The organism is Cohnella herbarum, from assembly GCF_012849095.1.
Taxonomy (GTDB): Bacteria; Bacillota; Bacilli; order Paenibacillales; family Paenibacillaceae; genus Cohnella; species Cohnella herbarum.
Genome location: NZ_CP051680.1, coordinates 4,998,611 through 5,021,531, shown reverse-complemented (window position 1 = coordinate 5,021,531; position 22,921 = coordinate 4,998,611). Strand labels below are relative to the sequence as shown.

Genomic DNA, 22,921 nt, shown 5'->3' with positions numbered 1-22,921 from the left:
TCGTAGAAAGGTTTGAGCTTGGAACAGTTAAGAAACTAGTGCTAATTGTGTAGGTATAACGACCTTTTTGTCACATGACAAGTAATGTGTTGAGTTTTGTCGAAGATTGGACAATTCATGACTAGAAGGGTGACGGCTGTAACTACCTATAATCCCATATTCTGCTATTCTAAAATAGTACTTCCTAAGGAAATGTGATACAGGGCATTATTTCATTTTATAAGATATTAAATATTCCAAATAAAGCGGAGGAAAGAAATGTGAATAATAAAAAGGTGAAAATAACAAGATACGCGGTTTCGTCAGCGATGTTAGTGAATGCATTAGCGGCTCCGGTATCGGTATTCGCGGCCGAAGAGACGATAAGTCCTGACTTGGTCCAAGCAGCGGTAAAGGAACTAATAGACAAATCTATCATGTCGGGCGATAAGAACGGAGATCTTAACTTAGAGGGTAAACTAACCCGCGTTCAAGCTGCCGGGATTTTGGCCAGATCGTTGAACTTGGATACGTCGAAATTACCTAATTCGACTTTTAATGACGTAAGTAACGATCACTGGGGATTGAAATACATCAGTATTATGGAAAACCTCGGGGTAATGAAGGGTTCGAACGGCAGTTTCCGTCCCAATGCCATTCTGACGAAAGAGGAGCTTGCCATAGTATTGGTTCGCATTACTCAAACCAATATCGTAGGAAAAGGAAATAACCTGCAAATCAGCGATTCCAGCGATATCAGCGATTGGGCTAAACCCTATGTTCATGCGGCAATCGAAGCGGGGTTAATTCCGGTTCAGAATGGGAAGTTTGCTCCGAAGAGCCAAGTCGATCGCAAAGAGGTTGCCTTATTAACGGCAGCTTTTATTAAGAGCGAGAAGTTCGAACAGTACAAGGCAGAGATCAATAAACTGCTTGAAGAGGGCAAGAAAATCTCTAATAGCGATCCGGCTGCTTAATCTTTTCCATTATGTTCAAAGGGTCGTTATCTCGCTTTTAACAGAGCCGGATAACGGCCTTTCATTATGAGGCAAAAGTAGAAGGAATCACGACTATGAAAATCACTTGCTGCATTCTGGTTAACAATAACGAGTCTACTTTGGCCGGGTGCATACAAAGCGTGCGGCCTCATGTGGACGAGGTTGTCGTCGTAGACACGGGTTCCACGGATTCAAGCGTTCCGATGGCGTATGAGCTTGGAGCCCGAGTTTATTTCTACCCGTGGAGCGACGATTTCTCCGAGGCAAGAAATTTTGCCCTGAAACACGCGAAAGAGTCCGAATGGGTGTTGGTTGTCGATTCGGATGAAGAGCTGCTATGGGAATGCAAGTTAAGTTTTCGGGAATGGGCGGCGTCGCTGCAGTCCAAGCAAACCGTGATTGCTTTTGAATTCCTCCATTATGAAATGTCCGATTCCCGATTATTGTCCGTCACTCACTCGGAGCGTTTTTTCGATCCCGCGTCTTTTAGTTACATAGGAAGAATTCACGAACGATTGATTCCGGCTAACGAAAACGATGTTAAAAGGGTGGAGTTATGCCCGCATGCCGCCTTCCGACACTTCGGATATTCTTCCGAATTCCATATCGAGAAGAACGTCAGGAACACGAGGAGCTTATTGAAAGAATTGGAGACGAATCCCGCCGAGGGATTTACCTACCGTTACTTATCTACCGAATATTATCATTCGGGTCAATATAGAGACAGTATTCAATACGCCAAAACTGCGCTGAGCTTGCTCGCAGGTACAGAGACGTATAGCCGGGCGCAAGCGCATTACTATAAGATGATGTCATTTTTGCATTTGGACAATGCATTGGAAGCCAAGCTGGCAATAGAGGCATGCCTTCAAGAATTTCCTGATTATGCGGATCCATACGGAATCGCGGCCGAGATCTGTTTTCACGAACAATGCTGGGATGACGCTTTCCGCTTGTACTGCGAGTGGGAACAAAAGGTTGATCAGCGAAGCGGGATAATGCCGAACCATTGTATTTCCCTGAAGGATACATTTTGGCGACATAAGTGGATAGCCGCAAGCCAGAGCAATAAAATCAAGGACGGACTTAGAAAAGAGGTTCAACAGATGAAGGTGGCGTTATTAATCGTCCATCCGCAGTTGGAAACGGATCGCGAAGATTTGCTAGATCATGTAGCGGCCAAATGCGTTGGAATGACCTATGAAATCGGTTTGTGGTCGAATCGACCTCTTATCAAGAGCGAGAATGACGTTAAGAGTTGGCTGGAGCAAAGCAACGTGCGATTAGCGGAAGGAAAAGAGCTTGCTCAGGCGGGCTCCAGTTTCGCTGCCAAAAGTAACGCGGATATTTTATGGATATGGTACGCGAACGAACGGCTCGTGTCGGACTGGAATGAAGATAAGATGCTGGAGGCTATTTCCAGCAACGGAGCGGTAACCGTTAGAAGCTATTCAGAACGACTAGGCGGTCAGTGGGCCGAGCAGCGAATCCGGCTTTGTAAATCGGATGACGCGAGAGTAAACCGATCGGTGCAGCAGCTTGCTGCCGGTTCCGAGAAGGAACTAGATAGATCACTATTTGCTTACGACGGTCTAGTACTAGAGAGGCCCTTCCTCATTCCCGCGGACAAACAGGATGCCTATATGGATATCTACAAGCGGGAGGCGCCGCTTCAGCGATTGCTCGTCGCTTTTTCGTGCCACCGATACGACGAGGTTCTGGCCATGCGCCAACCCTCGGATGAATCCGCTGAATGGGCGGTTTTTCAATTCTATAAGATTCTTGCCTCGATCAATTTGGGCTTGATGGAAGAAGCTTCGGTAAAAATATATAACGCTATGGAAGCGAATCTAAGCGAACAAGATATGCTTCTATTCATCTATCTCTACGGAAAGTTAGCGCTCAACGCCGATATCGACGAGATGAAGCGGGAAGCAATAACATTACTGAAAAATACGCTGGAGTCCAATCCTATCATCGAGACCAAACACGTATTGACAGCCGAATCCGATTGGTTGGCATTGATAGCGGAGCTTCAATGGAAGTTGGGTGAACGAAAGGCGGCTCTCGTTACATGGAGGCATGGATTAGAGAGCTCCGCGTATACGAATGAAACATGCGCTTACCGGCTTGCTGAAGCCATATATGAGGAGTATAAGCCGGAAGGGCTGGACAAAGTTTCCCGTGCCCTTTTGGAAGTGTTTAATATTCAGGATTCTGAAGCGCAATCCCTTCTATATCCAATCTTCTGTTACTTAAACATGCAGGAATGGGCCGTATTGTTCTTGCGACCGCGCGAGCCAAGCGAGGTTGGAGGGAGAGAATCGCCGTTAGTAAGTATCCTTATGCCGATCTACAACGATACGGCATACCTTTTCGAGAGTATTCGCAGCATCCTGTCCCAAACCTATCTGGGTTTGGAATTGATCGTAGTAGACGATGGGTCCGATGAAGATGTGGCTGCAATCGTACGGCGATTTAATTATGATAGCAGACTTAAATACTATAGAACCGCAATCAACCGCGGCCTTCCGAACGCTCTGAATTACGGAATTTCGAAGGCAAGCGGATCTCTTATGGGCTGGACGTCTGCCGACAACATGGCCCATCCGCGTTGGTTGGAACGGATGGTCGAAACGATATCCGCTCATCCTGAAGCGAGTGCTATCTACTCCGATTATTATCACATGGACAAGAACGGGCTCGTCATCGAAACGAAACGAATGCCGGCGTATAAATTAAACGGATTGCAAAACGGAGGGCCTTCTTTTCTATGGAGGTCATCTTCTCTTCGCAAAGCCGGAGGGTTCGATGAATCGTTATTCGGCATAGAGGACCGTGATTTTACCGTACGGCTCGCGTTGGTCGGTCGAATAGTTCAACTGCAGGAACCACTCTATTATTACCGCATTCACGAGGGGAGTTTATCCTCCAAAATAGAAACGGGCTCCTTGGGAGGATGGACCGAGTTGCATGGAAAGCTGAAACGGAAGTGGCTTTATTTAAGCTTTGTATAAGTACGAGCATAAAGGTCTAGGAGTGGGGATATGAATCGGCAACAACTCTATGCGGATCGCTTTGCCCTTCTTGAACAGAGCCATCATGAGGTTCAATTGGATGCTCTAAGAAGATTACATGGCAGGAAGCTTATGGAACTGAATGAACGAAAGAGAGACGCGAGGAATCTGGGGATGAATGTTAAAGAACTGTCGGATGCCGTTAAGGAGAAAGGACAGAAAGCTGTTGAGTTGGAACAGCACATCCAACGTATGTCCCTGCTGTTGGAACATAAGAAGCAGCTTGCTTCCTACGAATCCGAATATGAACAAAGACAGAGTTACTATTTTCAAGAGTCGGGGAGGATAGACCCCGGCTTATTTCCGAATATTTTTCTTGCTAAACATACCGCGTATAAAGGAATTATAGTAGCGCCTGACGGGCTTCGGTTTCAGAGCGAACGGATATCGGGTTTACTGAAGGAACTTGCGGATGACGGGTATCTTTGCTTTTCCTTCAATGTCGGGATTCATGAAGCGACAGAATGCGGCGCGGACGGCTTCTATGAATACAAAGATGAAGCTTTGCTGCTGAGATGGCTAGCGGAACAGGAAACGACGCCGACGATATTGTGTACTTGGGTGCTGCAATCGGCCTGGTTTGATTTATTGAAAAATAAAACGATCTGGTACGACGTGTGCGACCATGAGGACGTTCTGTGGGGAACGGATGCAATGTCGAAGCTTAAACATTATGGATTGCTAAGGGAAGCCAATCTCGTTACCTACTCGAATAAAAAGTGGAAAAAATACATTGCGGCAAGGAAAGACGCAATCGAACTTGAATCGAGATCGGATGAGCATGCGGTATCCAAAGTAAGCGCATGGTTGGAGGTGTAGGCTCTTGTTAAACAGATCAGCTGTCTCCCCTGTACAAACGGCAGTCCAGCGAGAGGCGGAAGCCTTGAATTTCGCTTTGCGCCAAATTGATCATTTAATCGAGGATCAAATAGGCATTATAGAGGGTTATAAGCAGACGATGGCGGATTTAAGGACGGAGGAGCGCGGGCAAGAGGCGACGATCGAGTGGCTTCGAGAGGATATCGCGAATCAAGAATCCGAGTTAGCGGAAGCCGATCTTCTTTTTTCTCCCGACTACGATGCGCAACGGCAATACTACAAACAGTTCGTCGAATCCCCGTTAACCGATGAAGCGAGACGGATTGTAGAGCTCATGCAAAGCGAGGAATATCGGGGAATCATCGTGTATCCGAATGCGGTGCATTGGGAGCCGATTCAACGTCCGCAACAGCTGTTAATGGAGTTTGCGCGGAAAAACTATTTATGTTTTTTCTGCGATTCCGGCGATGAATTCGTCTTGAAGAAAATCGAAAAAGGGTTATTCGTCGTTTCGAAGCAGGAGCACCTTCTTCAAGCCTTGCAAACTTCTCATGTTCTTGTGTTGAACTCCTATTTAATGCAGAACGCGTGGATAGACAATCTTCCCCATAAATCCGTATGGTATGACGTTCTGGACCGGGTCGACTTTTTCAATCGTTACGATAGACATATGCTGGCTAAGCATTATCAGGTTCTGCACGAAGCAGACATCGTGACTTATTCCGCCAGGCAATTAACGGAATACGTCGGGGACAGGAACGATGCGATCTATTTGCCGAACGCGGCAAGACCGGATGACTTTTACTATAGTTCGAACAAACTTCCTAAGGCACCAGACGATCTCGAACCGATTTTAAGAAAGAACAAAAAAGTGATCGGTTACTATGGAGCGATTGAAGAATGGTTCGATATTAAGCTAGTTAACGACCTCGCAGCCGACTCGCGAGTGGAAATCGTGCTGATCGGACATTGCGGGATTTCAACGGAGCATTTCCCTGACAACGTACATTTTTTGGGTCCAAAGCCTTATGCGAGATTAAAGGAATATACCGCCTATTTTGATGCGCTAATGATTCCTTTTATCGTGAATACGTTAACGAACGCGGTCTCTCCGGTGAAATTTTTCGAATATTGCGCGATCGGTAAACCGATCCTTACGACTCCGATTGCCGAGGTTGTCCCCTTTGCCGGTCCTGGGATTACAGTAGTAAATTCAGGAAATACCTTCAAACTAACGGCCTCTTTCTGGAAAGTAACCCCAAACGCGAAAGCGCACATGCAAGCCATTGCCCAAACGCATCAATGGGGCAAACGGGCTGAAGAAGTCGAGAGAGAGATTGAATCAAGACCATGTTGCCTTAAGGTATTAGCAAATCGGTCGAATGAACCTTACGTTAGTGTTTTTACCGCTACCTTCTTTGATCTCGAAGGGACGAACTACTATACGGGAGGAGCCGAAAGGTACCTTGTGGATCTTCACGAAGCGTGCCAAGAGCTTGGACTGAGATTAGATATCTATCAATATGGCAATTATTCTTGGTATCGCAAATATAAAGACATTGACGTGTACAGTTTAGGTCATGAAGAGCTGAACATGAGCGAACTTAGTTTGGACAATATTCATGCGTTCAACCGCAGGTATTTGTATGCCGCGGAAGGGAAAGCCTTGTTGAATTTTTACTCGGCATTTTTTCAAGCTTATCCGAACGCAGCGCACCCTAGCATTGGGATCAGTCACGGGGTAGCTTGGGATAACCCGGCAAACGTACATGCGAATGGGGAACAATTCTGGACACAAAATAAACGATTTATCCAAGGCGCGGAACAAGTTCAGAAGATGGTATCCGTGGATACGAATACCGCTAACTGGTTTCAGACCGTTTCGTTTAAAACCGGCCAGCAAATGGAGACGATTCCGAATTACGTCGATCCGAACGAATTTTTTCCGGTACCTAAAAGCCATGAGGGGAAAATCAGGATTGTCTATCCGCGGAGGCTTTATGAAGCAAGGGGCTTATATATTACGTTAGCGGTAGTGGATACGATATTGGAAAAATTCAGAAATGTTGAATTTCATTTCGTCGGCAAAGGTTTCGAGGAGGACATCGATCAGGTCAAGAAGGCTATGAAACGCTGGCCGAATCGCATCTTCTGCTATCACCGCGAACCGGATGATATGCATTTGGTTTACAAAGAAGCGGACATCGTACTGATTCCTACGCTTTATAGCGAAGGTACAAGTTTATCCTGCTTGGAGGCGTGCGCGACTGGCAATACCGTTATCGCAACAAGAGTCGGAGGCTTAACGGATATCATCATTGATCGGTTCAACGGGCTTCTGATCAGTCCGAACAGCAAGTCGCTGAGGGATGCGATTATAGAATGCTTAGAGAATCCGGAATTAAGACGAAGATTTGGAAAAAACGCATTAGAAGTCTCTAAGTCGTTCAATAAGACGTATTGGAAAGAGCGTTGGAAAGAGGTTATCCGGGAAATGATCAATCATAACCCGATTCATCTGAGGGAAGCGGGTCTCTTCGGGAAAGCAATCGAATTCTGCCTAGGTCCCGGAGCAAGGCAGGAGGTTTGGATGCCGGAAGCCGTAAGCTGTCTTAAGAAAGGAATGGCCGTGTTTATACGCGGAGAGGACGGCCAGAAGCCGGAATCAAGCTTCGGGAGGTTGCAGTGGGTTTCCGAAGAGGCGGAACTGTACTTCCAACCGGATAAGATATGTTTCGACTGAGAGGAAGAAGGTAAATGTATAGTTCCGCCGTAATGATATGCCTTGGTTTTTTTGTATGGCATCTGACATGGAATATGCTCCTAAATAAGTCCCGAGGCATAATGTGGGTCTCGGTCGAACAAGTTCTGGTCTCCTTGATTGCGGGAATCGTTTTTCAATTCGTTGCGGGATGGAGCGTTTGGTTGTCGATAGCGCTCTTGGTTACGGGCACCCTAGCTTATTATATTAATTTGATCCATATCCGATTTTTCGGAGAGATTATCGCTCTCTCTCAGATTAGACAATTTCTATTTTCCAAGAAAATGGCTTCCGTATCGGTTGAAATGCTCTTCCAGTCGGCTGGCCGTTTGGTCAGGTGGGGGGATGCTTACTTTGCCATCTTATTGGCGGAGGTACTCTTAACCTTGTTTGTAGGGGATCATAATGCGGTTACCCCCTTGTGGATATTGTGGGTGTTAAACGGATTGCTGCTTCTACTAATTGCTGCGACTATCAGGCAGTACCGTAGACTGAGAAGAGGCGCAATGTCCAGCCGTCATTTTGGCATGTTTATCTCTTATTACTTCTCATGGCTTCTCGCGAGAAGGAGACGTATGGAGCAGGAACAACTGCACAACGATTTGGCGACCCCGTCTTTAGAAGGTCAAGATGTGCCCTCAGGCGAAGATCTGCCTGACGATGAATGGTTCGGTAAGTTCAGAGGAATGAACGTCATTCTAATTCAATTGGAATCGTTCCAGCAGTTTTTGCTGAATCATAAGATCGAAGGGCAGGAAGTCACACCGTTTATGAACCGGCTGGCTAATGAAAACATAGCGTTTACCGATATCTTTAGCCAATATGCACAGGGGCACACTTGCGATGCCGAGTTGGCCGTTCTACATTCGTTATATCCTTTGAAACATGAGGTTGTGAATTACAAGCACTATGACAAGAAATATTATGGAATGCCGAGCATTCTTCGAAATCACGGCTACCAAGCGATGGCCTACCACGGATACAAGGGGGACTTCTATAATCGCCGAACGATGATGAAGACGCATGGATTCGAGGCGTTTTTCTCGGAAGAGGACTACATCTCTACGGATCAGGCTTGCGGCTGGATGTCAGACTTTTCGTTTTTTGAGCAATCGATCGAGAAGATCAAAACGATGAGACAACCCTTTTTCGCCTTTATGATTAGTTTGACATCCCATTTTCCGTTTAAACTGGAAGAAAGGCATTGGAAACTAAGCCTAAGTAAAGACGTTCCCGAATTTCTTCAATTATATTACCAATGCATGAATTATACTGATCGTTCGCTACAGCGTTTTTACGAGTGTTTAGAACAGGAAGGGCTGTTAGACAATACAATTTTAGCCTTCTACGGAGATCATGAAGGCGTAACCTCTGAGCACCTTTTGAGTTTGTATGAAGAATTGGGAATCAACCAAGCGAATCATCTGATGGTTAGCAATCAGATGAGTATGGCAAAAGTGCCCTTCATCATTGCGAGCGGCGATTCGAACCGAGAATTAACGATAACTTCGGACAAAGTCGGCAGCACATTAGACGTTGGACAAACTCTGCTGTACTTATTAGGTCTCCCCAAAATCAGCTATGGCATGGGTATGAATTTATTTACGGCTCCCGAGGAAAGAATCATTCCTTTAGCCCAATACCATTTAGGTTCTTTTGCGGCGCGGGATACTCTCTGCATTGCTTCCGAATCAGGCGATTATGTAAATAGTATTATTTACGACCGGAAGAAGGAGATAATGCTTCTTCCTATCTCGGGTGTAAATAAAAGTTATTTCGATTATAGCAGGCAGCAGGTCAATCGATCGGAATACTTAATCGTTAACGATCTATTGGTCACCTCAGATCAGCTAAAACAATCAAACCCGAGCGGTAGCGAGAAAGCGTCATTCACTCCTGACGTTGAACGGCTGTTAAGCAAAGCAGATAACGAGTCTATCGTGATTCCCATTTCTTACGTGATGGATCAAATGTATTTAAGTGGCCAAACGAACGATCTGGACAACATGAGACGATTGGAGAATTTCTATAGGCAGGCGAGGAAAAAGAATATACGCTTCTTTTCTACGTTGGATTTAGACTTAAATGACAAGCCGATCTACTATGAAGATCGGTTTTATACGGAAATATTAATGGACAAAGGCTATAAAGTGGAAGCGGTCGATCCGATTCCTTTGCCGTCCTATTTGACCAATCTGCAGGATCATTCGCTGATTATTGCCTCAGTATGTGATGAGGGTTCAAGTCAATTCCTTCCCCAGTTTGCCAAGGAAATGACCGAGTACGGTTTTCATCAACTCAACCATACGAAACTTCGTCATAGCTATATTAATCTTATCTATAAAAACAAAGGTTTCGTGTCTCTATATGAAGAGATATCAGAACTCAAGATCGAGAGAAGCTGGTTAAGCAGGACCTTAATGAACGGGGTTGCCTTACCCAGCGATCTACAAGTCATGAGTAAAGGTTCTTTTGCAGGGAGTAGCTCGGAAATTAGGGTAAACAACAGCGAGTGCAGCAAAAACCAAAGAGGACTGAACTTCGCGGTCGTGGACATGGGGTCAGGAAAAGTCGTCGATATGTTTGCGGCAGATACGTTTGCTACCACCACTATCGATAATGGCATGTTTCGGGCGTATCGAGAAAATGCTTCCCGGGATGTGGCGCTATGAGCACGATAGGGTTACAAGCTAGCGCTGCGGTCTTATTCGGATGCTGGATCATGATTCTTCTTGCGATGAGGAAGTTGAAGCCGGAACAGCCGACTAATCAATCTAAGGAAGTCGAAGCACCCATTGATGAACCTCTAGAATCGTCGGAACAAATAGAGGCTGTGTTTGGGCAACCGTTCGCTAGATGGGAACATTTATGGGCCAAGGGAGAAGAACAGGTTGGCACGATTATCGAAAATCCGTTATGGAATAAAGTTCCGGAAGCTTATAGCCAATTTAGGGCGCTATGCGATCAGAAGAATATATGCATCGTGGACGGCAACCTTTCGAACGTGCTATGCGAGCACCCGGTCATTCACTTTGACGATTGTAATCTCATGTCGTACTTATGGGAACAGAGCTATAGTATTCATTTGGTTGAGGGGAAAAGCTTGCTGAATTTGTTGGAGGAGGCAAGTCCCTTTTCTTTAATTATCATTTCCGTTAAAGACGATGGCTCTCAAACCTTAAGTCATGATTGGCAAGAAAAATTGAGCGACTGCGGAATTCGTTCCTTAACCAGGGAGCATTTGCGATACAGTTATATTAATATCATCTGGAAAAAGTACGAGAAGTTATATGTAAACTTATATGAAGAGTGCTCGGCGGATTCGTTGTCCAAAATGTACTCGCAAGGGGACTTCGTGAACGATTTTAAGTTCCCGGTAAGCGTGGAAGTTTCAAGCGGCGGACTGTACTCAGGTAATTGTTCAAGTATCAAGATAAACGGGCGAGAATACTCGCGAAATCTACGAGGCATGAATATCGCGGTATACGATGTCATCGACTCGAAGGTAGAAGGGGTACACAGAGTGGATACGTTTATTACGATGTTTGAAGATACAACGGTTTACCGGGCCCTTCCGTTCGAGGGGGAGAAATATGTTTTCTAGAATGCACGATCTGAGTTTACTGGAGAAAGAAAGCATCTATATTCCCTTAACGAGCATGTTGGCAGAGAATAAGGATGGTCGGGAGCAAAAGGTCTATACGGCTTATTGTGCGACCATATATCGTCAATATGGGATATGGATGCAATCTTTTTCGGATCTTGTTTTGGAGAAGAACGACAAGCCGATTTATTTTCATGCTAGCAACTATATTCCCTACCTTGTCAATCAAGGATATCAAGTCGAAGTCGTAGAGGGATGTTCTATTGTTGATTACCTAGGTGCGGTTACCGTGGGCTCCTATGTCATCCTCTCTGTAAAGGATGAGGGCAGTCAGCAGATTAACGAAGAAATCGTTGAACGATTACGAGAGTTCGGAATAACGCAGATGGACAAAACAAAACTTCGTCATAGCTTTATCTGGATCGCCCGCAAAAAAGACGGAGCGTCTTACGAGGTTCTTCATGAAGCATGTTCGACAGAACAATTATGCTGGGAAGGGTTCTTGGGGGAAGCTTTGGCCAATGTAGCAAGCGGAGGGGCGTTATCGACTAATCTTAGCCGTATTGAAGTAAACGGCATAGAACAGAGCATGAATCAACGGGGCTTTAACATCGTGATCTGTAGCCCTGATCTGCGCTGTGAATCTCGCTCTTTCGATACGTTCGTAACGTTGTATGCCGAGGGAAGCCTATTTCGCGCGAATCCTCCGAAATCTAGGACTAGTTTAGGGAAGACGATAAGTCATTCCGGGGGACGAATAGACGGAGTGGACTATACGAATTGCAAAGAAGCGTTAGAGCATAGTTATGCGCATAGGGGTCATCGGGTGTTCGAAGTAGACATGGAAATCACATCCGACGCGGAATTGGTGCTCCGGCATGATTGGGAATCTTATCTGTACCACCATCTGCAACAGCAGCAGCCGGAGGGGATTCAAGACGGCCAGCCGCTCACCCTGGAGCAATTCTCAAACCTCAAAATCATGAAACAATACACTCCAATGACCATCGTAGATCTGTTCCGGTTCCTCGCAAGCTACCCGGACGCGCAGGTGGTAACGGATACCATATACATCGACCCAAGGCGTATCGAGCATCAATTTAGGAGGATAGTTGAAGCAGCGGCTCCTTTTGGTTATAACGTTCTATTACGAATCATCCCGCAGTTGTATACGGAAGACATGTATTCTGTCATTGAAAAAATCTTCCCATTCACTCGTTATATATACACGTTGTACCAAACCAAAGCCACGGATGATGAGGTTGTCAAATTTGTCAGAGACAAGAAAGTGAAATTCGTAGCCTGTCTTCCGGAACGGTATAGCAGGGAGCTTGGCAAACAACTAAAAAGTCTAGGCGCGTCGGTATTTATCCATACCATAAACGAACTTGACACCGTGCGAGAATATATACACGAAGAAGTGGGCGGATTTTACACGGATGCGCTATCTTCTGTCGAGGTTGAGCAACAGTTTCTCGCTTACCAGGTAGAGTTGGATACAAGACGGGAAATGTTAAGCGTCTTTCTTGCGTTCCGTTTCGGGATTTCGGAGGATGAAGCCCTCAGTGCTTTTAACTCTGTCAATTTAAGAGAATTAGCGTCAATAAGCGAGCGACTATTTCAATCTCAAACCTTGGAGGAGGCTTATTCCTTATTAAGATAAGGAATAAGCCTCCTTTGTGGGTTTATTTACCCTTCAAATAATCCAGTATGATTCTCTTAAGTACGGCAAGCTGCTGGTCGGATGTAAAATCGGAAACGAACGTCAGAATGTTATTGTGCAAGCTCAGCTTTCTGGAAAATAATCCGAACACGTTAATGACCGTGCTCAAAGTTTCGGGGATCGGAAGATCGGATCGAATCGATCCGTCCGATATGCCGTCTTCGATGATCGTCTGGAATTCGAGCGATATCGTTCTATACAACGAGTTGAAAATTTCGATATCCGCCAACGGCTCCGGAGAGTGCGCGGCATAGCTTTCGAAATCTTCCATGAACTTAATGCTTGCTTGATCCGGTTGCTGAAGCTGGGCGATGAAGAAGTCGAGCAGCTGCTCGATTTTCTCCAAGCAAGTGCCCGGGGCCGAGGCAATGGATCGAAAAGCTTTATGGATCGGTTCGATTCTTTTGGCCGCGACGGCGACGATCATTTTATCCTTCTTGGGAAAATAACGGAACAAAGTCGCGATGCCGACGTTCGCTTCCTTGGCGACGTCTAGCATCGTTGTTTTTTCAATACCTTTGAGGATGAACACGGTTTCGGCCGCGGTAAGAATATGTAATAAACGCTGTTGCTTGCTCTCGTTTCGTTCTTGTTGATACCTTGTTTTCGGATCCATAAGCGTTCGGACCTTTCCTGCGTTCCATTGGTTACGAGTATTATAGCCTTCGCGATCTCCCGTCCACAAGATGGGTTTGAAATCGGTAGTTAAGATGATATAATGGTTATCATAGTGATAGTAATACTATCATTATGGCAACATCGCGTAGGTCGGGTCCATTTGTCTATTCTAGTGAACTGTACGGATTTGGATATCATTCCAAGGAGGCAAAAAATATGGGGCTGTTAAATAATAAAGTTGCGATCGTTACGGGTGCCGGAAGCGGTATGGGACGCGAGGAAGCGTTACTGTTCGCTAAGGAAGGCGCAAAGGTTATCGCTACGGATATCAACGAAGCTGCCGTTCAAGCGGTCGTGAAAGAAATAGAAGCAAACGGCGGAGAAGCGATCTCGTACCTGCATAACGTAGCTGTCGAAGAAGAGTGGATCAAGGTTGTCGAAGGCACGATCCAGAAGTATGGCAAAGTGGACGTACTGGTCAACAATGCGGGTATTTCCCACGCGGCCGGTTTGCTGGAAACGACCGTGGAGCAATGGAACAGAGTGCTTAACATCAACCTGACTAGCGTGTTCTTAGGGATGAAATACGTTATTCCGCATATGCGCGATAACAAAGGCGGTTCGATCGTGAACATTTCGTCGATCGCCGGCTTAACCGGAGGCAGCGGCGCAGGTGCGTATACCGCGTCCAAAGGCGCCGTCCGCATGTTGACCAAGGCGGCCGCGGTCGATTTCGGCAAAGACAATATCCGCGTCAACTCGGTTCATCCGGGATTCATTGAAACGCCGATGAGCGCGGAATTCGTCAATAACGACCAGATGCTGCAATGGTTCCTCTCCCAGACCGCATTGCCAAGAGTCGGGCGGGCATCCGAAGTGGCGCAAGCGGTGTTGTTCTTGGCTTCCGATTCCGCATCCTACTTGACGGGGATTGAACTGCCTATCGATGGCGGAGTTACCGCAAAATAATTCGGTACCTCGTACGGGAACTTCAGAGCTTAAACGCAATCGAACAATCCTCATCCGCTCATGACCGAGCCGGTGGGGATTGTTCTTTTTCATAAGTTGCAAAGTCGGGATTGTTAGTTGTGTTTTTTTCGAGGAAAAGGGGGAAATTAAGAAAAATCAAGATGAATCAAGTTAGGGGGGCATTTAATGAAACGAATAATCATGGTACTTAGCGTAATCTTACTGTTGGCGGGATGCGGGTCTTACAATCGGCAAGCCACTCCGATAAAAATGCACTCCCAGCAATCCCAATCGTTGCCGCAAATGAACATCAGCTCGGTGGATACGAACCTTCCGGTCAACAAGCATAACGTTCAGGGCAACGAGTCCATCACGGATATCGCCAATCGGTACCATGTAGATCTTGACGAGTTGTTGCGTCTCAATCCGGGCTTGCGGGATCAACTCGGCGGCAATCCGAACTCGGACGTTAGCCAGAATCCGAACGGAAGCGCGAATCCTAACGGAAGCGCAAGTCCGGTTGCAAGCGCGAATCCAAACGGCAATCAAACTCAGGTGCCAAAAGATAACCTGGATAAGCCGCTGCCTAAGGATGAAACGGTAACGCTTCCCGCCAATGAGAGCATGGACGGTTATGAGAAACAAGTGTTGGCGCTGACCAATCAGGAAAGACAGAAGGCAGGGCTATCGGCTTGCGCGGGGGACGATTCTAATCTTAATCGTTCGGCGAGAGCCAAATCCCAGGACATGGCCGCTAATAACTATTTTTCGCATGAATCTCCAACGTATGGCGACCCTTTCGCGATGATGAGAAATTTCGGCGTGCAGTACCAATCGGCAGGGGAGAATATCGCCATGGGCCAGCCGACTCCGGAAGAGGTCGTGAAAGCGTGGATGAATTCGGAGGGACACCGGAAGAACATTCTGAACGGTTCCTTCACTCACTTGGGAGTCGGATACATCGTTCAGAACGGCAAAGCTTACTGGACCCAACAGTTTATTGGCAAATAACAAACACGAAGAAGGGTTGTCCGCCGGGCAGCCCTTTCTCTTGAACATTCGGAATGTACATAAATTTGTTATTCAAGCCGCGTTAACTTGCTAAGGATGGACGAACATGTCCATAAAATGCCGGGCGGTCTTCGAGAGATGACGATCCCGTAGCCAGACGATCCCGACTTCGCTATGGAATTCCGCGTTCGCGATGGCGACTTGCTTAATATGGGGGGACGCGAAGGAATTCATGACGGACTTAGGCAATATGGCGACACCGATGCCCGAGGCGACAAGAGAGACGGTGATCGCCGCGCTTGAGCATTCGCTGATGATACGGGGCTCCAAGCCATGCTGCTTGAATTCATGGAATACGCGGTTGTGCATCCCCGTCGTTCGTTCGGTCTTAAGCGTCAGGAAAGGAAAAACGGCCAACTGTTGCAGGGTCATCGTGTGCTGATCGTCGCTATCGCACCATTCGCTCGGGAGCAAAGCAACGAAAGGATCCGAAGGGAGAGGCAAGATGGAGTAATGCTGCGATTGGAAATCCGATTGGAAAGGCAGGCGGGTGACGATGAGCTCAAGATCGCGATTTTCCAGCAACTCGCCTAACAGGAAGTGATCTCCCTCTTGGATCTTGAAAGTGACTTGAGGATACAACTCCGTGAATTGCCGTATGACCGGGGGCAATAAGGAGACGCAAGAGACGACGGCGCCGATCGAGAGGACGCCTTGCACGCCTTCTCCAAGCTCTTGAACGTAAGTGATCGTCTCGTCGAATTGGCTCAGCAACGCGATAGCCCTCTGGCGTAGAAGCTCTCCCGCCTGAGTTAGCTGCAATTGCTTGCCGTTGCGATCGAATAACACGACGCCTAGCTCTTGCTCCATCTGCTTAAGCTGCCGGCTTAACGGGGGTTGCTCCATGTTCAGCAGCTTCGCCGCGCGCGTAATTTGTCCTTCGTTCGCGATGGCCAGGAAGTAACGCAACTGCCTCATATCCATCGTTTCGTCACTCCTTTTCGATGCATACCCTAAAGGTATGGATAACCGACAAAACAGATATTATCAATATACTTAATGCTCTGCTATCATTCAACTATAAGCTAAAATAGGTAAGGAGAAGATGTACTAATGGGCCTCAAGATCTCGGTGGAGCGCACGACAGCTCCCAAGCAAAAACCGGAAATATCGCAACTCGGATTCGGAAAGCATTTCACGGATCATATGTTTATTATGGAATACGATGCGGGTAAGGGGTGGCACGATCCTCGAATCGTTCCGTATCAGCCGATCTCGTTAGATCCGGCGGCCAAGGTGTTCCATTATGGACAAACCGTATTCGAAGGAATGAAAGCGTATAAAACGCCGGAAGGACCGGTTCTGATGTTCCGTCCCTTCAAGAACCTGCAACGGCTTAATCGCTCCAATGCCCGTCTGAGCATGCCTTCTCTCGACGAAGATTTGGTGATGGAGGCGTTGAAGCAACTGATCAAAGCGGACGAGGATTGGATTCCTTCCGAGCAAGGAACATCGCTGTATATTCGTCCTTTCGTCATCTCGACGCAAGCGACCCTGGGCGTAGCGCCGTCCGAGAAATATTATTTTATGATCATTTTGTCGCCGGTCGGTTCTTATTACGAAGAAGGAATCAATCCGGTCAGCATATACGTGGAGTCGGAATACGTCCGCGCCGTTACCGGCGGCGTTGGCAATGCCAAGACCGGCGGGAATTACGCGGCAGGGCTTAAGGCGCAGCAAGAGGCTACCGAGAAAGGGTATTCGCAAGTGCTGTGGCTGGACGGCGTTCATCGGAAATACATCGAGGAAGTCGGCAGTATGAACGTATTCTTTAAAGTCGGGGGCAAGGTGATTACGCCGGCTCTCAACGGGAGTATATTGGATGGCGTAACCCGGGATTCGGTCATTCAAGTACTCAAGCACTGGAACATTGAAGTCGAGGAGAAAACGATCTCCATTGACGAGTTGGTCGAAGCTTATCGGAACGGCACGTTGGAGGAAGCTTTCGGAACCGGCACGGCTGCCGTCATTTCGCCGATCGGAGAGCTGAATTGGCAGGGCGATAAGCTGACGTTAAACGGAGGTCGAACCGGGCCCCTCTCTTCGAGAGTGTACGACTTTATGACCGGCATGCAGAGGGGAACGATCGAAGATCCGTTCGGCTGGATCGTGAAGCTGTAGTCCCGTTTATTCGCGGGTAATGGCGGTAAAATGACATTTATCGATAAACTTCTTGATATCGGTGAGTCTATAGTCTTATAATTAAGTCGGAGCGACTACGTATAAAGCCACGGTTCTCACATAAATAATCGATTTTGTTAGACATCAAAGAGACGCATACACGAAAAGGCAAACCTTTTGAAAGAAAGGGACGCAAAGCTATGGGCCTAAGGAACCGAAGTTCTAGGGTCGCCAAGCTACCGAATGGGGCGTTAGGCATCTTCCATTCGGAGGGTGTCTTTTTTTATGGGTCCCAGAAGCTTGCACTTCGAGAGGTGTAGATTTTGAAGAAGCAAATTACTGAATCAGAATTGCGCACACTGATTCATCAACTGAACATCGATCGCGACGAAGATTTGCCGGAGGGGGAACCCGCCGACCCGCCTCATAAGCAGGACGGTTCGATTCGAATTCGCAATCAGCAGATTTCGGTTCAGAACCCGACGGGGGGCGGCGAATACGCCGTCATCTATCCGATGAGTCCGGTCAAGCTCTACGTCAACGAGGAGGAAGTGCACGGGGAATCTCCGGTGAAGGCCACCGATCGGATTACCTGGAAGGTCGAGGAACGATCTTTGTTTGAGATTACGATAAGCGAAGATAAGTTATTTGCTTATTTGCAAGTGCATGCAAGAGAGCGGTATGCGACCACGCTCGTGGACGAGGCTCCCGCTCGGCGGGTTATCGTGCGGGCGCAGGATGACAACAATCTCGTCCTGAAAACGCTACAACTGGCGGACGTCGTGTCCAAGCTCGAAGCGATGTCGGTTAAAGCCAGAATCGAATTCGCCGCTATTCAGCAGGAGTTGCTGGAACCGACGTATCAACCGATCGTCGTAGCCGCCGGCAAGAAGCCGGTGGAGGGCCAGGATGCGAAACTCGAAATCTACTTCCCCCAACAGGTGACGAGCGAGTTCTTCGAAGTCGAGGGCTCGATCGATTATCGCAATCATCTGCGGATTCCGACCGTTCAGAACGGCGAAGTCATGGCGCGGAAAATTCCGATGAAGGAAGGTTCGGCCGGTTACGACGTGCTTGGTAATCTGACGCTGCCTACTCCGCCGAAGGACATCTTTATTATGGGGAAGGCGAACGTAGAAGTATCGCCCGACGGAGTCGTCATCGCCCAAGCTCAAGGAAGGCCGAGAGTTACCGGAGGCAAAATCAAAACCTTCGACGTATCGACCGCCTACGTCATTTCCGGCAACGTAGACATCGCGACCGGGAATATCGTTTTCTCCGGCGACGTTGTCGTCTCCGGCGACGTGACGGACAATATGATTATCGAATCGCTCGGCAATGTTTATGTGTACGGCAACGTTTATAATTCAACGATTACCGCTACCGGGAGCATCAACGTCAGGGGTAACGTCATTGCCAGCAAGCTTTACTCGGGTTATTTCGGAGTGCTGTTCAACCGTCTCTATCAAACGTCGAAGCTGCTATGCGACTATATCGAGAAGCTGCTGACTGCTTCCAAGATGCTAGAGCAAGCGTTGGAAGCCAAGAGGGAGAGCGTGCGTTACGGCCAGATCGTTCAACTTCTCCTGGAAACGAAAATGAAAGAGGTCGTTCCGTTAATTAGAGAACTCAACGTGGTTATCTCCAACATTCAGCACATCAAGCAGGCGGAGTACGGGAAGTTAAAGGAATTGTCGGCTATTTTCTCGGAACCTATCAAGCTGATCGAATCGGCCACTTACGAATACGTGCAAAGCTTTCTCGCCTTGCTGCAGGATACTCATAACGAAGTGGCGAGAATGCAGGAAGAGAACGTGGAAATCAGCATTAGCCAAAGCCAGAACAGCGAGTTGAAGTCGAACGGGGATATCGTGATTCATCGAGACGGCGTGTTACTGTGCGAGTTGTTCTCCGCCAGGAACATCGTGTTCCATTCGAATCACTCCATCTGCCGAGGCTCTCGGCTCGAAGCCGGAGACAGCATTCTGGCGAAGATCATCGGCGGTCAGACCGGGGCGATCTCTATCCTGAAGGCCAAGCGTAAAGTTCAGGTTCAGAAAATGTACTCGGGCAGAGTGTGTATCGGAAAGTACTGCAAGGATATTTTCGAGCCCATCGATCAGGTTACTTTCGATATTCAAACGCTGAAGAAGGATGGATAGCGGACTTAGAAAACAAAATCTCGTATAACGAAAAGCGTTTGGTGGGGTGAACATGCCGCTTGAGGAACAGAGAGTGTACGTAGGAATGCGAGTTAACAAAAACATTTATAACAACCAGGGCACTCTGATCGTCCCGATCATGCGGGTTTTGACGGATAAGGAGATTGAATTGCTGATTCGGCAAGGGGTTACGTTGTCCGAACAGGATGTCGAGCCTGCACCGCTTGTTCATCTCATTGAATCCACGATTCGGGAAGTGCGGGAACTGTTTGCTTTCGCCAATCGGGCGGACCGGATTCCCTACGAGGATATACAGGACAAGATCATTCCCATCATCCTGTTCATGAGCAATCATCCGAATCTGAATCAGATTCTATTCTATCTGGAGGTTCACGACGAGTATGTATACCGCCATAGCATCGCGGTGGCCTTGCTGTCTAAGCTGATCGGCAAGGCACGAGGCTTTAACGACGAACAAGCGCTGGAGCTGATGACGGCGGGTTTCCTCCACGACATCGGAAAATCCCGAATTCCCGGGGCGATTCTGAACAAGCCGGGGAGACTGACGGAGGAAGAGTTCGCTATCGTGAAGGAGCATACGCTGCACGGGTTCGAGATTTTGAAAAATTCGACGGGGTTGCCCGAGCGCCACGCTTACGTGGCGCTTCAGCATCATGAGCGCGAAGACGGGAGCGGTTATCCGTTCGGTCTCAAGGCGGATCAGATTGACCCGTACAGCAAGATCGTCGCCGTAGCCGACGTGTTCCATGCCATGGTGTCGAAGCGGGTATACAAAGATCCGTTGCCGCTCTATCGGGTGTTGATGGAATTGTCGGACAACGTTTACGGGACGCTTGAGCCGGCCAGCACCTTAAGCTTCCTCAAGAGAATCATGGACATGTTGATCGGCAACGCGGTGGAGTTGTCGGACGGGAGAGAAGGGAAAATCGTCATGGTAAGCGCCCAAGACCCCGTCCGCCCGATCGTGGAGGTTGCAGGCGAATACATCGATCTCAGCAAGCGTCAGGATTTGAATTTGGATAAGATCGTTTTCTGAATACCTCGGAGATCCCGGGGATTGAAGGTAAACAAACAGGTCGCGTCAGGGAGTAAGTTCTCCCTTTGGACGCGACCTGTTTTCGTTTTCCTGCCAATTAACCTTTTACCGCGCCGGCAACGACGCCTTTCACGATGAACTTCTGCAGGAAGATGAACACGATGATGGATGGCAGCACGGCCATGACCATCGCGGTCATCGCATATTGCCAATCGGACGTATATTGGCCGACGAACGTATAAGCGGCAAGCGTCAGCGTCTTCGTGGACGGCGAGCCGTTGACCATGAGGAGCGGGAGCAGGAAGTCGTTCCAGATCCACATGACGTCGATAATGATGATCGTCGTCGTAACGGGCTTCAGCAACGGGAAGATGACGCTAAAGAACAAGCGGAAGCCCGATGCTCCGTCGATCGTTGCGCTCTCGTCGATCTCCTTCGGAATGCCCTTCACGAAGCCATGATAGATAAATACGGCCAGCGGAGCGCCGAAGCCCCAGTACAGTAAGCCAAGACCCCAAGTGCTGTTATTGAGATGAATGTCTTGGGCCAGTCGAAGCACGGTTAACATGATCGATTGGAAAGGAATCAACATCGGCATGATGCAGACGACGTACAACACGGCGCTAAAGCGGCTTTTCGTTCTGGACAGCTTGTAAGCTGCGATTGAAGAAACCAGGATGATCCCGACCAGTCCGACGACCGTAATGACCGTATTGTTAAGGAATAGCCGCGGATAGTTAATGAACGACCAGACGTAAGAGTAATTTTCGAACGCCAGCTGTTTCGGAAGAGCGACCACGTCGCTCATCACTTCGCCGAAGCTCTTGAGCGAGTTGTTAATCGCCAAGAACAAAGGATATAGGAACACTAAAGAGAGAAGCACCATGAAGATTTCCAGTGCGATGCGCCCCGCTCTATTGCGCCCGGTTCTTTTGCGTCCTGCGCTAATCGTTTTCATTAGGCGTCAATCTCCCTTCTCTTGAAGAGCGACAGTTGGATCAAGGTAACGATCAGAACGGCAACGAACAGGATAAGCGCTTTGGCCGTACCGTATCCGAACATATTGTTCTGGAAAGTGTCCCTGTAAATATCGTAAGCGATACTGTAAGTCGTTCCGCCGGGGCCGCCGCCCGTTAGGGAAAGGATCACGTCGAATACCTTGATGGAGTTCGTCAACGCCATGAATACGGAAATCGTAATCGACGGCGCGAGCAACGGCAACGTGATGCTGATGAACCTGCGGAATGGACCGGCACCGTCGACGGTAGCCGCTTCCTTGAGATCTTCCGGCACGGATTGCAAGCCGGCAATATAGATCACTAAGTAGAAACCGATGGACTGCCAGACGGAGACGGCTACGATGGAGACGAAAGCGAGTCCGGGCTCCCCTAGCCAGCTGAGCTTAAAGATTCCCCATCCCGTACTGGCTCCGAGCGACTCGAAACCTTGCATGAAAATAAATTTCCAGATGAAGCCGACGATCACGAGACTAAGAATGTAAGGAATGAAGAAAGCGGTTCTTAACCAAGTCGTGCTCTTGAGCTTCATGTCCAAAATAACGGCAAGCCCGATCGCGAGCACGTTGACGAGCACGATATAAACAATGGCGTATTTCACCGTAAACCAAGCCGCACTGGTAAAATTGGCATCTCCCATGAAAATTTGCTTGAAGTTGTCCAGTCCGATGAATTGCGGATTTTTGGATATGCCGTTCCATTTCAATAATGAATACCGGATCGTCATGGCGAACGGAATATAGAAGGCTATCGCGATACAGATCAGTACCGGGAGCGTAAATATTCCGAACTCAAGCTTCTCGCTCCATTTCCTTCCTAACGACTTAAACATATTGGCACCTCACTTTGTCCGAATTCGACGATTCAAGAATTGCTTACTTGCCCTCATGAGGACAAGACGGTATGGTTTCTACTATACTGCGTATTATAAAACAGCCCTTTTGGC

16 protein-coding genes and 1 riboswitch are annotated in these 22,921 nt (G+C 47.9%); of the genes, 12 read left to right on the top strand and 4 right to left on the bottom strand.

The genetic code is table 11. The features are described from left to right. Positions 1-260 precede the first annotated feature (260 nt). From HH215_RS21490 to HH215_RS21460, 7 genes are all read left to right on the top strand, one after another. On the top strand, positions 261-956 hold the full coding sequence (locus tag HH215_RS21490) for an S-layer homology domain-containing protein (RefSeq protein WP_169281761.1): 696 nt from the start codon (positions 261-263) through the stop codon (positions 954-956). Positions 957-1,051: 95 nt separating this feature from the next. Further along, on the top strand, positions 1,052-3,994 hold the full coding sequence (locus tag HH215_RS21485) for a glycosyltransferase family 2 protein (RefSeq protein WP_169281760.1): 2,943 nt from the start codon (positions 1,052-1,054) through the stop codon (positions 3,992-3,994). A gap of 30 nt (positions 3,995-4,024) precedes the next feature. After that, on the top strand, positions 4,025-4,873 hold the full coding sequence (locus tag HH215_RS21480; protein WP_169281759.1) for a hypothetical protein: 849 nt from the start codon (positions 4,025-4,027) through the stop codon (positions 4,871-4,873). 4 nt (positions 4,874-4,877) lie between these two features. Further along, a complete protein-coding gene (locus tag HH215_RS21475) occupies positions 4,878-7,616 on the top strand; it encodes a glycosyltransferase (protein WP_169281758.1) in 2,739 nt (912 codons plus the stop codon). A 182-nt stretch (positions 7,617-7,798) separates the two neighbouring features. Next, positions 7,799-10,306 carry an LTA synthase family protein gene (locus HH215_RS21470; RefSeq protein ID WP_169281757.1) on the top strand — a complete coding sequence of 836 codons (2,508 nt, stop codon included), beginning with the start codon at positions 7,799-7,801 and terminating at the stop codon, positions 10,304-10,306. Further along, positions 10,303-11,238, top strand: coding sequence for a hypothetical protein (locus HH215_RS21465; protein WP_169281756.1), 936 nt, complete (start codon positions 10,303-10,305; stop codon positions 11,236-11,238). Before HH215_RS21470 ends, HH215_RS21465 begins: the two co-directional genes overlap by 4 nt. Further along, complete coding sequence (locus tag HH215_RS21460) at positions 11,228-12,901, top strand: interleukin-like EMT inducer domain-containing protein (RefSeq protein WP_169281755.1); 1,674 nt, start codon at positions 11,228-11,230, stop codon at positions 12,899-12,901. Before HH215_RS21465 ends, HH215_RS21460 begins: the two co-directional genes overlap by 11 nt. Positions 12,902-12,923: 22 nt before the next feature. On the opposite strand, the gene HH215_RS21455 is transcribed toward HH215_RS21460, so the two are convergent. Continuing rightward, positions 12,924-13,577 (bottom strand): TetR/AcrR family transcriptional regulator, encoded by a 654-nt coding sequence (locus HH215_RS21455; protein WP_169281754.1) that lies wholly within the window; start codon positions 13,575-13,577, stop codon positions 12,924-12,926. A gap of 218 nt (positions 13,578-13,795) precedes the next feature. On the opposite strand from HH215_RS21455, the gene HH215_RS21450 reads away from it, so the two are divergent. Both HH215_RS21450 and HH215_RS21445 read left to right on the top strand, forming a co-directional pair. Then, complete coding sequence (locus HH215_RS21450) at positions 13,796-14,548, top strand: SDR family NAD(P)-dependent oxidoreductase (protein ID WP_169281753.1); 753 nt, start codon at positions 13,796-13,798, stop codon at positions 14,546-14,548. 186 nt (positions 14,549-14,734) lie between these two features. Then, positions 14,735-15,559 (top strand): CAP domain-containing protein, encoded by an 825-nt coding sequence (locus HH215_RS21445; RefSeq protein ID WP_169281752.1) that lies wholly within the window; start codon positions 14,735-14,737, stop codon positions 15,557-15,559. A 90-nt stretch (positions 15,560-15,649) separates the two neighbouring features. Here the strand turns inward: HH215_RS21445 and HH215_RS21440 are convergent, their stop codons facing one another. Further along, on the bottom strand, positions 15,650-16,543 hold the full coding sequence (locus HH215_RS21440) for a LysR family transcriptional regulator (RefSeq protein WP_169281751.1): 894 nt from the start codon (positions 16,541-16,543) through the stop codon (positions 15,650-15,652). Positions 16,544-16,672: 129 nt separating this feature from the next. Between HH215_RS21440 and HH215_RS21435 the strand changes: the two genes are divergently transcribed. The 3 genes from HH215_RS21435 to HH215_RS21425 all read left to right on the top strand — a co-directional run bounded on the left by HH215_RS21435 (position 16,673) and on the right by HH215_RS21425 (position 20,959). Continuing rightward, positions 16,673-17,740 carry a branched-chain amino acid aminotransferase gene (locus HH215_RS21435; RefSeq protein ID WP_169281750.1) on the top strand — a complete coding sequence of 356 codons (1,068 nt, stop codon included), beginning with the start codon at positions 16,673-16,675 and terminating at the stop codon, positions 17,738-17,740. Between the two features lie 157 nt (positions 17,741-17,897). Further along, a riboswitch (cyclic di-GMP riboswitch) is annotated at positions 17,898-17,984 on the top strand. Positions 17,985-18,063: 79 nt separating this feature from the next. After that, positions 18,064-19,902, top strand: a complete 1,839-nt coding sequence (locus HH215_RS21430; RefSeq protein ID WP_169281749.1) for a flagellar assembly protein A — start codon at positions 18,064-18,066, stop codon at positions 19,900-19,902. 52 nt (positions 19,903-19,954) lie between these two features. Next, positions 19,955-20,959 carry an HD-GYP domain-containing protein gene (locus tag HH215_RS21425; protein WP_169281748.1) on the top strand — a complete coding sequence of 335 codons (1,005 nt, stop codon included), beginning with the start codon at positions 19,955-19,957 and terminating at the stop codon, positions 20,957-20,959. A 97-nt stretch (positions 20,960-21,056) separates the two neighbouring features. Here HH215_RS21425 and HH215_RS21420 read toward each other — a convergent pair whose 3' ends face one another. Both HH215_RS21420 and HH215_RS21415 read right to left on the bottom strand, forming a co-directional pair. After that, the gene (locus HH215_RS21420) at positions 21,057-21,917 is read right to left on the bottom strand and encodes a carbohydrate ABC transporter permease (protein ID WP_169281747.1); all 861 of its coding nucleotides are present in this window, start codon (positions 21,915-21,917) and stop codon (positions 21,057-21,059) included. Further along, positions 21,917-22,807: a carbohydrate ABC transporter permease gene (locus HH215_RS21415; protein ID WP_169281746.1), complete on the bottom strand. Its 891-nt coding sequence runs from the start codon at positions 22,805-22,807 to the stop codon at positions 21,917-21,919. Before HH215_RS21415 ends, HH215_RS21420 begins: the two co-directional genes overlap by 1 nt. Between the last annotated feature and the right edge of the window lie 114 nt (positions 22,808-22,921).